The organism is Streptomyces sp. NPDC050535, assembly GCF_044457665.1.
Lineage (GTDB): Bacteria > Actinomycetota > Actinomycetes > Streptomycetales > Streptomycetaceae > Streptomyces.
Genome location: NZ_JBITHE010000010.1, coordinates 170,106 through 183,353, shown reverse-complemented (window position 1 = coordinate 183,353; position 13,248 = coordinate 170,106). Strand labels below are relative to the sequence as shown.

The following is a 13,248-nucleotide window of genomic DNA, read 5'->3' as shown; positions in this document are numbered from 1 at the left end:
ATCCTCCAGCACCTTGCTATCGAGCGGTCGCCCCACGGGACACCTCGGCAGAGCCCCCGGGACGGTTCGCCAGCCGCGATGGCATTCAATCACTTACCGGCAGGCGTGCACGACGCCTTGGCCCCATTGTCCGTCATGCCAGTGACACACTCGGTGCCGATGGCCAAGAATCACCGATCCGATCGACCCTCGACGGACACCGCTTCCCGCCCCTCGCCGAGCACGGTCCTGAACCGGCTCGCCTCGGGGCCGAGCCGGGCTTCGCGCATCACTCATACGGAGCACTTGCCCCCTCGCGAGGGCCGCCATGCGGTCTGGCCCGACCGGATCCGCTCGGAGGTCATCGCCGCGGTGCAGGCCGCGGGCGTCGAACACCCCTGGGCCCACCAGGCACTGGCCGCCGAGCACGCCCTGGACGGCGAGTCGGTGATCGTCGCCACAGGTACGGCCTCGGGCAAGTCCCTGGCGTATCTCGTCCCGGTCCTGTCCGCCCTCGTGGACGGCTCCGAGGCCCCGAACGGCCGCGGCGCGACCGCCCTCTACCTCGCCCCGACCAAAGCCCTCGCCGCAGACCAGCGCCGATCTGTGAAGGAACTTTCACAACCTTTGGGCAAAGCGGTACGCCCAGCCGTGTACGACGGGGACACCCCCTTCGAGGAACGCGAATGGGTACGTCAGTACGCCAACTACGTCCTGACCAACCCCGACATGCTGCACCGCGGCATATTGCCCTCCCACCCCCGCTGGGCCTCCTTCTTCCGTGCCCTGCGCTACGTCGTCATCGACGAGTGCCACACCTACCGCGGTGTCTTCGGCTCCCACGTCGCCCAGGTCCTGCGCCGACTGCGCCGCCTCTGCGCCCACTACGGCGCCTCTCCCGTCTTCCTGCTGGCCTCCGCGACCGCCGCCGAGCCCTCGGTCGCCGCACGCCGCCTGACCGGCCTCCCGGTCGTCGAGGTCGCCGACGACGCCTCCCCGCGCGGCGAGCTGGTCTTCGCCCTCTGGGAGCCCCCTCTCACCGAGCTGCACGGCGAGAAGGGCGCCCCCGTCCGCCGTACCGCCACCGCCGAGGCGGCCGACCTCCTCACCGACCTCACCCTCCAGGGCATGCGCTCGATCGCCTTCGTACGATCCCGCCGCGGCGCCGAGCTGATAGCGGTGATCGCCCAGGAACGCCTCGCCGAGACCGACCGCTCACTGGCCCGGCGCGTAGCCGCCTACCGCGGCGGCTACCTCCCCGAGGAACGCCGCGCCCTCGAACGCGCCCTCCACTCCGGCGAACTCCTCGGCCTCGCCGCCACCACCGCCCTCGAGCTCGGCATCGACATCTCCGGCCTCGACGCCGTCGTCATCGCGGGCTACCCGGGCACCCGGGCCTCCCTGTGGCAGCAGGCGGGCCGCGCCGGGCGCTCCGGACAGGGCGCGCTGGCGATCCTCGTCGCCCGCGACGACCCCCTGGACACCTTCCTCGTCCACCATCCCGAGGCCCTCTTCGACCAGCCGGTGGAGTCCACGGTCCTCGACCCGGACAACCCCTACGTCCTCGCCCCGCACCTGTGCGCTGCCGCCGCCGAGATCCCGCTCACCGACGACGACCTGGAACTCTTCGGCCCGACGTCCCCCGGCCTGCTGCCCCAACTGGAGGCCGCGAAGCTGCTGCGCCGCCGGACGAAGGCCTGGCACTGGACACGCCGGGAGCGGGCCGCGGACCTGACCGACATCCGCGGCGAGGGCGGTAACCCCGTGCAGATCGTCGAGGCCGGCACCGGCCGACTGCTCGGCACGGTCGACGCCGCCGCCTCGCACACGACGGTCCACGAGGGCGCGGTCCACCTGCACCAGGGCCGCACCTACCTTGTACGCAAGCTGGACCTCGAGGACTCCGTCGCCCTGGTCGAAGAGGCCAACCCGCCCTATTCGACGGTCGCCCGCGACACCACCGCCATCTCCGTCCTGGAGACGGACATCGAAATCCCCTGGGGCCAGGGCCGGTTGTGCTACGGCTCCGTCGAAGTCACCAACCAGGTCGTCTCCTTCCTGCGCCGACGTGTCATCACCGGTGAAGTCCTTGGCGAGACGAAACTCGACCTCCCGCCTCGTACGCTCCGTACGCGCGCCGTGTGGTGGACGGTCACCGAGGACCAGTTGGACACGGCCCGGATCAACCCGGAGATCCTCGGCGGCGCCCTGCACGCCGCCGAGCACGCGTCCATCGGCATGCTGCCGCTCTTCGCCACCTGCGACCGCTGGGACATCGGCGGCGTCTCCGTCCCGCTGCACCCGGACACCCTGCTTCCCACCGTCTTCGTGTACGACGGCCACCCCGGCGGCGCGGGCTTCGCGGAGCGCGCCTTCCACACCGCCCGCGCCTGGCTCACCGCCACCCGGCAGGCCATCGCCTCCTGCGAGTGCGAGGCCGGCTGCCCGTCCTGCATCCAGTCCCCCAAGTGCGGCAACGGCAACGACCCCTTGCACAAGCGCGGCGCTGTGCGATTGCTCACGGAGCTGCTGCGCGGGGCGCCGGAGGGCTAGTGGGCGGCGTCACCGACGCCGTCGGGTCTGCCGTGCGGTGGGGCGCGGTGAGCCGGTGGCATGGGGTCCACCGGCTGAACGGATCCCACCGCGTCCGCCGGCCCCGCAAGCGGCACGGGTATCGCCGGCTGTGGGGGTTCCGTCGACTGCGCCGACCCGGGCAGCTCGGGTGGCCTCGGCAGTTCGGATGGCCCCGGCAGTTCGGCAAGTCCGGCGGGCCGCACGGGTCCTGCCGACCGCACCGGTCCTGTCGGCCCCGACGCCGCCCGACGCCCCGCCGACCGGGCGAGTCCTCCCGTCAGGGCCAGAGTCGGCCTCTTCAGCTCCGCAAGCCTTGCCGCCCGCACGGGTCCGGCCATTTCCACAGGCCCTGGGAGCCCCACAGGCCTCTTCAGCCGCGTCAGCCCTGCCAGCCCCGTAGATCCTGCCGCCCGGACGGGTTCTGCGAGCCCCGTGGCCTCCGCAAGTCCCGCCGACCGCCGAGGTCTCACCACCTCCGCCGCCTGAACAGGCCCCGCAGGCCCCGCTCTCGACCTGACCTCCGCTGCGAACGGCCCCCGCCCCGACGCCGCCGTGACGTCCGAGATCTCGCCGCCGATCGCGCACCGGACGAGCCGGGCGTCCTGGGCCCGTGCCACTCGATCGGCCTCGCGGCAGGCGGCTGTCGGACCGTCCATCCAGTGGTCCGCCGCCGCGAGCGCCGCCAAGTCGGCTGCTCCCGCCGCCCGGTGCCGGACCAGGACGACCTGCCCCATAGCCAGCACCACCCCGAAAACCACGCACAGCACCGCGATCACTCCGACCGACCAGACGGTCGCCGACCCTCTGTCCGGCCCACCCGGCATGCCGGACCTGCGGGAGCCCGCCAACCTGCCTGCCCCGTCCGCCGGGTGGACCCGGCGACGCACGCGAGCGCTGGCACGTCCGATCCACCGGCCCGGCCTGGGCGCAGCACACCGCCGCCGCCCCAAGACCGCGGAGACCACCGAGACCTCCGAGACCGCGGAGACCTCCGGGACCGGCGAGACTCCGGTCCAACGACCTACAGTCATCCCCCGCTCACCCCCACCGTCTCCTCGGCCAGAGCCACTGCCTCATCGCTCAGCTCCAGACTCAGCGCGTCGGGACCCGGTGCGGTCGCCGTGACCGTCACCCGGACCATGTCGCCCTCCCGGCTCACCTGGATCCGCGCGCCCCGCGGTGCCGCACTCCGTGCCGTCGTCAGGATCGCGTCGGGCGAGTCCTGACGGGCCGCCGCGCGGGCTCCCGCCCGCGCGGCGTCCTGGCACTGGATCTGCGCGGAGGCGGCGAGCAGGGCCCAGACCAGGGCCATCGCCACGAGCACCAGCGCGGGCAGCACCACGGCCGCTTCGGCTGTCACGAAGCCCCCGTCTCGGCAACGGAGTTCCCGCCTGCCGGCGATCCGTTCGGCCCGAGCCGACCCGCTCACCATCGGGACAACCCTTTCGACCCGACCGATCCGCTCGCCATCGGGGCAACCCGACACGTCCTCCGCACGCCGTTCACATCTGGACATCGAGTGCCCGCGCCACGATCCCCTGAAGCTGCGCGCTGACCTCCCCGCTCGTCAGCACCTTGTAGAGCGCGGCCGCGAAAGCGACCGCCGCGATGATTCCGACCGCGTACTCGGAGGTGACCATTCCCGTGTCCCTCCGCATCAGCCCGAGAAGCCACATTCGCATCCGTACCTGAACTCGTACTGCCTTGCTCATCTCAACCCCCGTAAGGTCCAAGCCCATTGATTCCTGGTCGTTCACCGCACACGGTCACCGCACGCCATCACCCCCTCCCAACAGCCCGCCGGCCAGCCCGATCACCACAGGCAGCACGCCGATCGCGAGGAACGCGGGCAGAAAGCACAGCCCCACAGGCGCGGTGACCATCACGGCCGCCCGGCGTGCTCGTGCGGTTGCGGTGCGCCCCCACTCGGCGCGGGCCTCTGCGGCGAGGCGACCGACGGGCACCGCCGCCGGTACACCCGACTCCCCCGCGCGCTCCAAGAGCCGTGCCAGCGGCCCGGCACCCGGTATCGACGCCACCTTCCGCCACGCCGCGGCCGGTTCACTCCCGAGCCGCACCTCAGCGGCACCTCTCGCGAGCCGCTCCCCCACAGGTCCGCCCAGTGCCTCCCCGACGGCCTGAGCGGCCACCACAGGGCCCGCACCGGCCGCGATGCACGCCGCCAGCAGATCGGCGGCAAGCGGAAGCTGCCGCGCCGCCCGCGCCTGGTCGTACTCCTCCGCAGGGCCGGCTCCGCGCCGCTGCCGCCACCGCCAGACACCGAATCCGGCCGCCAGACCCACCAGGGCTCCGGGCAGACCCCCGACCAGCACCCAGCCGGCGCACGCGGCACCCGCGACGGGCAGCCACTGCCGCCCGACACCGCCCAACTCGAAGCGCCGTTCGCTCTTCGCGGCTTTCAGGGCCAGCAACTCAGCCAGCCTCCGACGCACCCTCCGCTCGCGTCGCGCCGCCCAGAGCGACCGTGCCAGCCATCCGAACGCCAGCGTTGCGCACACGACCACCCCCAGCCTGTGGACAACTTCCGCACTCATGCTGCCTCCGCCCCTCGCACGATTCGCATGGCCCACCACAGGCCCACGCCCTCCAGCACCCCGCCGACCAGCAGACAGGCCAAACCAGGGCCGGTATGCAACAGCACATGCAGGGGATCGGCGCCCAAGGCGGTTCCGAGCAGGAGCCCGAGCACCGGGAGCCCCGCGAGCATCACCGCCGTGGACCTCGATCCGGCCAACTGGGCTCGCAGATCTGCCCTTTGGTCTCTCTCGGCACGCAGCGCCCCCTCGAGCCGGTCCAGCCCCGCGGCAAGTCCGGCCCCGCGGTCCACGGCCACACGCCAGCACGCGGCGAGCCCCACCAGCCCGTCGGCCCCCGGCTGCCGAGCGGCATCGGCGAGCGCGCCCGGCACATCGCCGCCGAACCGCGCCGCCGCCAGCACCACCGCCTGCGCCTCACCGAGCCCTGCCGATTCGCGCGCCGCCCGGAGCAAGGCCTCACCCGGCTGCCTCCCCGCCCGCACCTCCCCGGCGAGCGCTCCACACAGGCCGATCACCGCGTCCCCCCGGCGCTCCACCGCCCGCCTCGCCTCCGCGGCCCGCCGCACCCTCCCGAGCATCGGCACTCCGGCCACCCCCAGAACCAGCGGCACCACGGACGTACCGAGCAACGCGATCACCAGCCCGGCGACCACCGACCACGCCTCGCCCCGCAGCCGCCCGCGCAGCCGCCGCCATCCGACGAGCGCCTTCTCCCAGGGCGGCCCTGCCCCCACCACTCCGCCGCCCGCCAACAGCAACCGCGCCCTGCGCGCCCCCGAGTCCCACCCGCCCATCAACCAGGCCGCCGCCCCGGCACAAGCCATAGCCGCACCGACCGACATCCCTGACATCTCACCGATCGCCATGCCACTCCCCGCTTCCACGCCGCTCCGCATTCCCATCCCGACCCCAAGCCCTCACTGCCGCCCCTCGCTCCCGTCCCGAAGCAGCCTCTCCAGCCGCTCCCACCCCCGCTCGTACGCGAAGGACTCCGCGCCCCACCGCAACGCGGGCACCGTCACCACCAGCCCCGACGGGTCGCGCTCCAGCACATGCACCTCGGCGATCCGCCGCCGGCCCGCCCGGTCTCGTACGAGATGCAGGACCACCGACAACGCCGCCGCCAACTGGCTGTGCAGCGCGGCCCGGTCGAGCCCGGCGGCCGTACCGAGCGCCTCCAGGCGGGCGGGCACCTGAGCCGCCGCGTTCGCGTGCACCGTGCCGCAGCCGCCCTCGTGACCGGTGTTCAACGCGGCCAGCAAGGAGCTCACCCCCTGCTATACACCAACACAACAGTGTGTTGGTGCGTGTTGACCATTGAGCCTTCTCAACCCCCGATGCACACCTACACTCTGAGCATGGTCACCACGACGCCCGTGCGCGCGGGCATCTACTGCCGGCTGTCGTACGCGCCGGACGGGTCAGTCGAGAAGGTCGAGCGGCAGGAGTCGGACTGCCGGGAGCTCGCGGGACGCATGGGCTGGCGGGTCTCGGACCGGCACGTCTTCCCGGATAACTCCCGGTCGGCGTGGCAGCGCAACCGTCACCGCCCTCAGTGGGACGCCATGCTGAAGGCGATCGAGGCTGGCGAGATTGACGGCCTGATCGTGTATCACGGCGACAGGTTGATCCGGCAGCCGTTCGACCTTGAGAAGCTGATCAGCATCGCGGAGAGCCAGGCACTGCGGATCGCGTCGCCGTCCGGGACGCGCAATCTGGACTCGCCAGATGACCGCTTCATCCTGCGGATCGAGGCCGCGCAGGCATGCAAGGAGTCGGACAACACCAGCCGACGGGTGAAGCGGGGAGTGACGGCCCGTGTGGCGAAGGGACTGCCGGGCACCGCCGGAGGGAAACGGCCTTATGGCTGGGGTGTCCAGACGTCCTCGCGCGAGAGGGTCGACTCCGCCGGCGAGACCGTCACCGTCCCGGTGTACGACACCACGCTGCCGCGCGAAGACGAGATCCAGTTCATCAAGGCCGGCGCCGAGCGGCAGCTAGCCGGCATGGCTCAGGGCGCGGTGGTCCGCTGGCTCAACTCCGAGGGGGCCCGCACGACCGAGGGCAATCCGTGGACGGTCAAGAGCTGGCGGAACGTGATGCTCAACCCACGTACGGCGGGGTTCATCGAGTACAAGGGGCAGTTGCACGACGCGGCATGGGAGGGCGCCCTCACGGTGGAGACGTGGGAGGGGATCCGGGCGCTGTACCGAGAGAGTGCCGCACAGAACCCGTACGCGGGCCGGGAGCGCGTACACCTGCTGACGGGAGGGGCAGAGTGCTACCAGTGCCACAGGCCCGGAGCCAGTCCGCAGGAATGCACCGCGGCCGCGTGCCCCGGTCCTCACGTGACCGTGCGGTGTAAGCCCTCGGGCGGCCGCAACCGTAAGACGTCGAGGCTGTACTACTGCCCGTCGTGCCGCAGCGTCGCCCGCAACCTGGAGTTGATGGACGCCTACGTGGAGGGCCGCACGCTGCGACTACTGGCGGACAAGCGGTTCGCCGCTGAGCTTGACCATGCGATCGCGGATCAGAGCGGCATGGAAGTGCAGACCCAGATCACGGCTCTGGAGACTCGTCGGGATTCGACACGCGAGGACCTGAAGTCCCTCGCTGATAACCCTGACGTTGATGCCACTCTGGCTCTGCTGTCGTTGGCCAGTTTCGACCGGAAGATCGGCGAGCTGCGGGCGCAGATGGCGATGTCGGCGAAGCTGCGCCGGTTGTCACGGATGGTTGGCATGGGCCGCGGGGACTGGGCGGCGCAGCCGATCGACGTGCGCTCCACGGTCGTGCAGGACTTGTTCCGGGTGGTCATCCTGCCGACCGCTCGGCGCGGTCCGGGATTCGACTCGTCCAGCGTTCGGCTCGAGAGGCGGCCGCTGGGCCTTCGCCGCCTCGGATGAGGCGTAAGGAGGAACGTTTCTCCTCGGCATTTTCAGCCTCTCCATGCTCCGCGCGCGCGGCCTCCGTGGCGGCATCGAGGGCTCTCAGCATGCGGCCGCGATGTTCGCGCTCGGGCTCATCCCGGGCTACAGCGAGAGCGATTTCTATGACGTCGAGACGCTCGCCGAGCTGCCTCAGGCGGTCCATGCGTACCCTTCCCCCGTAAGCGCTTACACCACGTTGTTGAACAGTGACTGATTGTGCCAGTGGCGTATGCATGCGTCCATCGAAATGACCAGAAAAAGCCTGTGCTTCCAGCCGGTTCAGGCGGACGGCACGCGGCGGCGGGGCCGCCGATAGGGGCCATCGGGCCGAAAACTTCATGATCACGAAAAGCGGAATATACTCCGCTGACTCAGCCTCACCCACGCCACAGCGTTTGTCGAGTGCTCCGTGACCTGCCAGATGACGACGAGTGGATCCGTGCCCGCCAGCAAGCTATTGGGGAGCGGGTGAAGGCCAGGCGGCTGGAATGCAACCTGACCCAGGAGACGACGTATCTCAGCGCTCGTGTCGACCGACGCACCTTGCAGGCGCTCGAATTGGGCCAGGGCAACCCGACCTACGAGACTCTCCTACGCCTGTCCCACGTCCTCGACATCCCGCTCGCCGACCTCGTCCGCTGACCTTCCGCCGACGCCGGGTCTGGGCGCTCGGCGGTGAGGCAGGCGACCCTGCCCCACCGCCTGGCCAACTGAATTGGGAGGGTCGTCCTGGCCAGGGACGCCCGGGAACTAGGGGGCGAGTGTCACGTGCCATTTCCCACGAGCGATGATCGTTGTGCCGTCGGGGCGGATGAACACCTTGGCTCCGCGTACGGGGAGCTCGCCCTCGGTGAGCCAGTAGGTGCGAGCCTCGTCGAGGAGATCCCAGAGGCGCCTGGGTCCGCCCTGGCAGACGTCGGGACGCTCAGAGCCCCGACCGGTCGCGCGGGCCCACGAGCCGTCGGGGTGCGCCATGAGCGCGGTGCGCCGCTCGGCGTCATCCTCGAAGTGGTGCTCTATGCCGGGCGCGGTGAGGTCGAGCATCGAGGCTAGGTCCCAGGCGTTGGTGACGTCGACGACCGGGTAGTAGCCGAGCTCGGTCGGTGCCTCCTGGGTACGGGCCGCGTCGAGCAGGTCGCTGGCTCCGGGCGGGTAATCGTCGCCGTGTCGTGCGTGCATGAACCCGGCGCGATCCCACTCGATGGAGCCTGTAGCGCCGCCGTCGTCATCCTTGTCAGCGGTGAGGATGAGCGAGGTCCCGGCGATCGTGGTGACGAGGCGTCCACCAGGTTTCAGAGCGGCGAGCCAGGAGGCTGGGACGGGGCGTACGGCGACGGTGGCGACGATGCGGTCGTAGGTACCCGGTAGCTGGCCGGTGGCGTCGTACGCCGCCACCGTGGGCCGCAAGCCGATCTCGTCGAGCCGCTTGCGGGCGGCCATCACGAGGTACGGATCAACGTCGAAACTGGTGACGTGCCGCTCGCCGAGGCGGCCTACGGCGAGCGCCGCCCCGTAGCCCGATCCGGTGCCGACGTCGGCGAGGTCGTGTCCGTCCTCGATCAGGGCGTGCCGGAACATCCGCACGACGAGGCTGGGCAGAGTCGAGGACGAGGTCGGCTTGCCGACCGGGCGGTCATCAGGTTTGGCGTTGTCGGCGTGAACCGGGCCCACGCTGGTCACGAGTGAGGTGTCGCTGTACGCGGCGTCGAGCCAGACCTGTTCGTCGCCCTGGCCATCCCGGAGCATCCAGCCCTCGGCGCCACGCGTCCACCAGCGAGGGACGAAAAGATGCCGCGGGGTGGCTGCCACAGGGCCGTGCCACCGAGACTGCGCGCCGATGCAGCGGTCGGCAAGTACGGCTGCGTGGTCTTGCCAGTTCACGCGGAGACTCCCAGGGCAGGTGAGCGGGTGATCGGGAGCAAGTAGGAGGGGTCACACGCGGGAGTGTTGGCCGGGTCGCAGTCGCCGCTGTCGTCAGGCCCACAGGCGCCCGTGACAGGCTCGGGCACCATTCTGACGATGTCGGCCCATCCCGAGCCGGTCAAGATGGCGCCGAGAGGCTGTTCCCGTACGTTCCCCGCCGGCCACGCCCGGGACATCACGCAGCCCGTCAAGTCGCCGTTGGGCATCACGGCTGCACGCCCTCGGGTGCAGCGTCCGCACAGTTCGGAGGGGTCCGGCACCTTGCCTGCCGCACCGCGACCGAAGGCACGGGTGCGGTCGATGCTGATGTGCTGAACGCCCATGAGGCGCAACTCTGCCTCGGCCTCTTCGACGCGCTGCTCGTCCAGAACGTGGACGATGCCGGCGCGTACGGGGATCCCGCGGCCGATCGCGGTCACGATGTTGTCGCGTGTGCGCCGGTGGCTGCCGCGCACCTTCGTGATCCGGTCGTGCTCGTCGGCGCGGTCGCTGTAGTACGACGTGCCTAGGCTCACGCCGGGGAGGGCGAAGACGTCCCACATTTCGCGGCGCACGTGCATGAGGTTGGAGAACACCTCGACGGCGAGGCCGCGCCGTAAAGCGTGGGTGAGAAGCTCCTGGAGGTCCGGGCGCAGGGTGGGTTCGCCACCAATGAACTGCACCAGCGCGACGCCGAGTTCGGAAGCCTCGCTGATGACCCGCTTCCAGTCCTCTCCGGTCATGCTGCCGTGGGCGACGGTGGGACCGGAGTCGGCAAAGCAGTGCGAGCAGGCCGCTTGGCAAGTGCCGGTGATCTCCAGCTCCAAGCTGCGTATGGCGGGCGGGGCGGTCGTCATCGTTGATTTCCTATCTCTAGTGCATACCAGCTACGGGAGCCGGCGACGGGTCGGGGCATCCGCCGCGGTGGCTGTAGTTGGTGAGTGGCGCACTCGTCGGGCGGTCGTGGTCATGCCGGTCGTACAGCTCGCCCGGCCGGATATCGCGCTGGCAGAGGCAGCAGATCATCGCCGGGCCTGCCTCAGCAGACTCCGCAGTTCGTCCCCCTTAGAGCAGATGCCCCCACGGGTGTTGCACGCCGTGCACTGGCTGGCGTGCGACACCTGCTCCGGGTAGATCATCCTGATGACGCAAGAGGGGCAGCCACGGGGAAACCAGGAGACGCCGGAACCGGCGAACTGTCCGGGGCGGGCGCCGAGGTCTATGCCCGCGGCCAGCTCCAGGGCCACGGTGCACCACACACAGGCCCTGCCGCGGATCTGCTCCTCGCTCAGCTCTTCCACGCTGGGTAGTTCTGTCACGCTCATGGCATCCCCGCCGTCGGTGATCAGGTCGCTACCCAGCGTGGACCTGGACGGAGGGCGGAACTCTCACAGTTTTGTGAGAGGTGTGAGAGCGGCCTACAGACCGACCCAAGAGGCCATGTGGTTGAGGGTGTCGGGTGTGCGGCGGGCCAGATGAACGAGGCTGCTGATGGTCTCGCGTGCAGCGGGGTGGTAGCGGGTCTGTTCGGGCGCCGTCCGCCGGGCCTCGACGAGGTGATCGAGCGCGGCGTCGCTGTGGCCGGTCTCCATCTCCGTGCGCGCCCGGTCGATCAGGAAGTGGGCGCGGCGGGACGTCGCGAGCGACGGCGGCAGCTTCAGCTTCCGGGCCTGCTTCAGCGCAGCGTCGAAGTGGCGCATTTCGACGGCTGCGGACATACGGTGCATGGCCACGTTGGTGGGGCCGAAGGACAGCCAGTGCACTTCGGAGGCATCTCCGATCCGCTTCGCGATGATGCGGGCTTCGGTGATGTGCTGGACGACTGCGGTCACGTCGTCGGCCCGAGCAGCGATGACTGACGCGCCGAGATGGAGTTGTCCTGCGACTGCCAGCGCCTCGCGGGTCTTTTCGGCTTGCCCGATCATGCCGTGTCCGGAGGCGATGAGGCGTTGCCCGATCGTGTACTCGCCCTCCCGGAAATACACCAGTGCCCTCATGTACTGACGGACCGCGGCAACGCAAGGATCTGAGGCCCGCTGCGCTGCCCAGTCCATGCGGTCCAGGGCGACAGCCGAGAGGTCGTAGTAGCCGAGCTTCACGGTGATGTCGTGCGCGGTGCGGTACGTAGAGGCGAGTGCCTGCCACAACTGGGTGGACGGCGTCGACCATGCCGCGTGCGTTAGCTCGGCGATCACCCCCGGAAGGGCACGGGCGGCGTTCCGCAGGTGCGTGGCACGGACCTCGGAGCACAACCGGTCCGCCTCGATAACGAGTTCAGCCGTTGGCCGGACAACGAGGTCAGGATTTACGCCTAGGTCGTACAGGTCAAGGGATTCACGGATAGGCCGCACCAGTTCGGCAAGCCGGTCCCGCTGTAATTCGGTCACGTAGGGCTGTCCTGTCAACGCGGTGACGTCGACCGTCAAGGCATGCGCGCACGCGGCCACGAAATCCGCCGTAGCGGGGCGGGCGCCGCATTCGACCTGGGTAAGCAGGCTGTACGAATAGGGAAGCCGGTCGGCGAGTTGGCGCAGTGTGAGCCTGGCCAACTTCCGCTGTTCCCTGATGCGGGATCCAACATGGTCGTCGTCCAGTCTGGGCATACTGGTCTCCGTTCCCGACTCGTCATCTGGAACGGTACTCGCGCCCAGTCGCGTGAGTCAGGCGTCCGCCCCCGTTCCATCCGGATCGGGGGCGGTTGCATGTTGGCCGGCCGTCAAGGTGGGATGGCGCCATGACCACTCTGTACCTGTTCGGCTCGGCAGCGCCCCCCGTAGCCGACGTCGCGAAGGTGATCGAGGACGCGCAGGCCCGCGGCTTCGACGTGTGCCTCGGCCTCACCCCTACGGCGGCCCGCTGGCTGGACTCACAGCTGGGCCAGCTCGAGCGACTGACCGGGCACCCAGTGCGGTCCGACTACAAAATGCCGGGCGAGCCTGACGTGTGGCCGAAGGCGGACGTCATCCTGTTCGCGCCGGCCACCTTCAACAGCATCAACTCGTGGGCGCTCGGGCTGACTCACGACTTCGTGGTCGGAGTCGTCGCCGAGGGGATCGGCAAGCAGATCCCGACGGTGGCGATGCCGTGTGTGAACGCGGCCTACGTTCAACACCGCCAGTTCGAGCGGAGCGTCGAGGAGCTACGAGAGATGGGTGTGACGGTGCTCTACGGCGAGGGCGGGTTCATTCCCAACCAGCCCGGCCAGGGACGCCCAGAGGGCTACCCGTGGCACCTCGCCCTCGATGCGGCCGAGCGGATCGTCACACCTGGGCCCTAGCCTGGCACGCCGAAAGGCCCCCTCCCGC

12 protein-coding genes and 2 pseudogenes are annotated in these 13,248 nt (G+C 70.2%); 4 read left to right on the top strand and 10 right to left on the bottom strand.

Going from position 1 to position 13,248, the window contains the following annotated elements; all coding sequences use genetic code 11:
- The first annotated feature begins 78 nt into the window (after positions 1–78).
- Positions 79–2,532 carry a DEAD/DEAH box helicase gene (locus ACIBLC_RS23285; RefSeq protein WP_399213058.1) on the top strand — a complete coding sequence of 818 codons (2,454 nt, stop codon included), beginning with the start codon at positions 79–81 and terminating at the stop codon, positions 2,530–2,532.
- A gap of 506 nt (positions 2,533–3,038) precedes the next feature.
- Here the strand turns inward: ACIBLC_RS23285 and ACIBLC_RS23280 are convergent.
- The 6 genes and pseudogenes from ACIBLC_RS23280 to ACIBLC_RS23255 form a co-directional block, all read right to left on the bottom strand.
- Positions 3,039–3,377 (bottom strand): annotated as a pseudogene (locus ACIBLC_RS23280) (Rv3654c family TadE-like protein); the annotation flags it as partial.
- A gap of 203 nt (positions 3,378–3,580) precedes the next feature.
- On the bottom strand, positions 3,581–3,985 hold the full coding sequence (locus ACIBLC_RS23275) for a TadE family type IV pilus minor pilin (protein ID WP_399213056.1): 405 nt from the start codon (positions 3,983–3,985) through the stop codon (positions 3,581–3,583).
- A gap of 70 nt (positions 3,986–4,055) precedes the next feature.
- Complete coding sequence (locus ACIBLC_RS23270) at positions 4,056–4,265, bottom strand: DUF4244 domain-containing protein (RefSeq protein WP_399213054.1); 210 nt, start codon at positions 4,263–4,265, stop codon at positions 4,056–4,058.
- A gap of 54 nt (positions 4,266–4,319) precedes the next feature.
- Positions 4,320–5,108 (bottom strand): type II secretion system F family protein, encoded by a 789-nt coding sequence (locus ACIBLC_RS23265; protein ID WP_399213053.1) that lies wholly within the window; start codon positions 5,106–5,108, stop codon positions 4,320–4,322.
- Complete coding sequence (locus ACIBLC_RS23260) at positions 5,105–5,977, bottom strand: type II secretion system F family protein (RefSeq protein ID WP_399213052.1); 873 nt, start codon at positions 5,975–5,977, stop codon at positions 5,105–5,107. The genes ACIBLC_RS23265 and ACIBLC_RS23260 overlap by 4 nt, the downstream gene beginning before the upstream one ends.
- 51 nt (positions 5,978–6,028) lie before the next feature.
- Positions 6,029–6,382 (bottom strand): annotated as a pseudogene (locus ACIBLC_RS23255) (ATPase, T2SS/T4P/T4SS family); the annotation flags it as partial.
- Between the two features lie 87 nt (positions 6,383–6,469).
- Here ACIBLC_RS23255 and ACIBLC_RS23250 point away from each other — a divergent pair.
- Both ACIBLC_RS23250 and ACIBLC_RS23245 read left to right on the top strand, forming a co-directional pair.
- A complete protein-coding gene (locus ACIBLC_RS23250) occupies positions 6,470–8,017 on the top strand; it encodes a recombinase family protein (RefSeq protein ID WP_399213050.1) in 1,548 nt (515 codons plus the stop codon).
- 492 nt (positions 8,018–8,509) lie between these two features.
- Entirely contained in the window at positions 8,510–8,683 is a 174-nt protein-coding gene (locus ACIBLC_RS23245) for a helix-turn-helix transcriptional regulator (RefSeq protein ID WP_399213049.1), read from the top strand.
- A gap of 108 nt (positions 8,684–8,791) precedes the next feature.
- Here ACIBLC_RS23245 and ACIBLC_RS23240 read toward each other — a convergent pair whose 3' ends face one another.
- From ACIBLC_RS23240 to ACIBLC_RS23225, 4 genes are all read right to left on the bottom strand, one after another.
- On the bottom strand, positions 8,792–9,850 hold the full coding sequence (locus ACIBLC_RS23240) for a 50S ribosomal protein L11 methyltransferase (RefSeq protein ID WP_399213048.1): 1,059 nt from the start codon (positions 9,848–9,850) through the stop codon (positions 8,792–8,794).
- 68 nt (positions 9,851–9,918) lie between these two features.
- Entirely contained in the window at positions 9,919–10,800 is an 882-nt protein-coding gene (locus tag ACIBLC_RS23235; protein WP_399213047.1) for a radical SAM/SPASM domain-containing protein, read from the bottom strand.
- A gap of 165 nt (positions 10,801–10,965) precedes the next feature.
- A complete protein-coding gene (locus ACIBLC_RS23230; RefSeq protein WP_399213046.1) occupies positions 10,966–11,262 on the bottom strand; it encodes a hypothetical protein in 297 nt (98 codons plus the stop codon).
- Positions 11,263–11,361: 99 nt separating this feature from the next.
- A complete protein-coding gene (locus ACIBLC_RS23225) occupies positions 11,362–12,546 on the bottom strand; it encodes a helix-turn-helix domain-containing protein (RefSeq protein WP_399213044.1) in 1,185 nt (394 codons plus the stop codon).
- Positions 12,547–12,677: 131 nt separating this feature from the next.
- Here ACIBLC_RS23225 and ACIBLC_RS23220 point away from each other — a divergent pair, with 131 nt between their 5' ends.
- Positions 12,678–13,220 (top strand): flavoprotein, encoded by a 543-nt coding sequence (locus tag ACIBLC_RS23220; RefSeq protein WP_399213043.1) that lies wholly within the window; start codon positions 12,678–12,680, stop codon positions 13,218–13,220.
- Positions 13,221–13,248 lie beyond the last annotated feature (28 nt).

Bases quoted from the DNA above. Each gene is read 5' to 3' on its own strand.
- ACIBLC_RS23285 (WP_399213058.1), top strand. From the start codon at position 79: ATGGCATTCAATCACTTACCGGCAGGCGTGCACGACGCCTTGGCCCCA.
- ACIBLC_RS23275 (WP_399213056.1), bottom strand. From the start codon at position 3,985: ATGGTGAGCGGGTCGGCTCGGGCCGAACGGATCGCCGGCAGGCGGGAA.
- ACIBLC_RS23270 (WP_399213054.1), bottom strand. From the start codon at position 4,265: ATGAGCAAGGCAGTACGAGTTCAGGTACGGATGCGAATGTGGCTTCTC.
- ACIBLC_RS23265 (WP_399213053.1), bottom strand. From the start codon at position 5,108: ATGAGTGCGGAAGTTGTCCACAGGCTGGGGGTGGTCGTGTGCGCAACG.
- ACIBLC_RS23260 (WP_399213052.1), bottom strand. From the start codon at position 5,977: ATGGCGATCGGTGAGATGTCAGGGATGTCGGTCGGTGCGGCTATGGCT.
- ACIBLC_RS23250 (WP_399213050.1), top strand. From the start codon at position 6,470: ATGGTCACCACGACGCCCGTGCGCGCGGGCATCTACTGCCGGCTGTCG.
- ACIBLC_RS23235 (WP_399213047.1), bottom strand. From the start codon at position 10,800: ATGACGACCGCCCCGCCCGCCATACGCAGCTTGGAGCTGGAGATCACC.
- ACIBLC_RS23225 (WP_399213044.1), bottom strand. From the start codon at position 12,546: ATGCCCAGACTGGACGACGACCATGTTGGATCCCGCATCAGGGAACAG.
- ACIBLC_RS23220 (WP_399213043.1), top strand. From the start codon at position 12,678: ATGACCACTCTGTACCTGTTCGGCTCGGCAGCGCCCCCCGTAGCCGAC.